The 1,305-nt window shown below is 39.0% G+C and carries 1 protein-coding gene; it reads left to right on the top strand.

The features are described from left to right. Positions 1-221: 221 nt before the first annotated feature. Complete coding sequence (locus tag EZJ43_RS16965; RefSeq protein ID WP_133263909.1) at positions 222-1,220, top strand: IS110 family RNA-guided transposase; 999 nt, start codon at positions 222-224, stop codon at positions 1,218-1,220. The last annotated feature ends 85 nt before the right edge of the window (positions 1,221-1,305 follow it).

Below are 1,305 nucleotides of genomic sequence, written 5' to 3'. Positions count from 1 at the left end.
ATCCCTTAGGTTTGAAAAAGATTATCAAAGGCTTAAATTTGATAAGGAAACCTTAAAAGCAGAGGTGAACTATGCTGCAATCCAGACTTAAGATCTAGAACCTGTAACAGACCTCTGCTTTCTAGTTGAACAAGAACCATATAGAATTTTAGTCTCGCGGACTATTAAGGGATTCAGTTTTATTCAACTTTAGGTTATCCATTTCACTTAACCATAAAGTTATGAATTATGAACTATTTGTGGGAATAGATATTTCCAAATTAACCATCGATGCTGTTTCCTTTACTGAAGAAAAAATTGAAGAGGCTGTACATCGTGTTTTTAAAAACAGCTATGATGGCTTTGGCGAGATGCTGGAATGGCTCACCGCATATAATGTGCCGTTGGAAAAGGCTCTGTTCTGCTGTGAACACACAGGTATTTACATCAATCCCATAACCGGGTTTATGGATGCAAACAATTTATCGCTCTGGGTTGAAAACGGGCTGCATATTAAGCGCTCGATCGGTATTAGACGAGGCAAATCTGATAAGGCGGATGCCCTTGCCATAGCACACTATGCCTATTCAAACCAGTATAAAGCCCGTCTCTATAACTTTCCATCATCAACGACCTCAAGGCTTAAACATCTTCTATCGCACAGGGAACAACTTTTGAGGCACCAGACATCTCTTAAATGTACCTGCTCGGAACTCAGGGGCTTCGGCACGGAGAATGCCGCCTATTGTATAACAGATAGTGAGGAGATGTTAGCTATATATGCAGAACGGATAAAAAAAGTTGATATGGAACTTTCATCTGTAATACAGAATGATCAGGAACTGAACAACCAGTTCCAGCTCGTGCAGAGCGTACATGGAATCGGAAAACAGACTGCTTTCTTTATCCTGATCCATACCGAAGCTTTTTCAGCATTCTCAGATTACAGAAAATTTGCAAGCTATTTTGGGATAGCACCATTCCCATACAGTTCGGGGACAAGTGTAAGGGGCAGAAATAGGGTAAGCAGCCTAGCAAATAAAAAATTGAAATCGTTGCTGACAATGTGTGCCCTGAATACAATAAAGAAGGATAACGAATTTAAAAGATACTACGACCGGAAAAAAGCAGAAGGAAAGAGTTCTCTGTGTGTACTCAATGTTATAAAGAACAAATTGTTGAGCAGAGCTTTCGCCACAATAAAAAGAGGAACCCCATATCTTGCAGAGATGATTGCATAAAAGAAATTCAGAGGGCATATCTAAAATAATGCTTCTCAAAAAATAATTGCCTTTTTTCTTGTAAAAACCATAGAATACAGGTTTA

This window comes from Pedobacter changchengzhani (genome assembly GCF_004354365.1).
GTDB classification, from domain to species: Bacteria; Bacteroidota; Bacteroidia; order Sphingobacteriales; family Sphingobacteriaceae; genus Pedobacter; species Pedobacter changchengzhani.
This window is presented reverse-complemented; position numbering and strand designations above follow the sequence as displayed.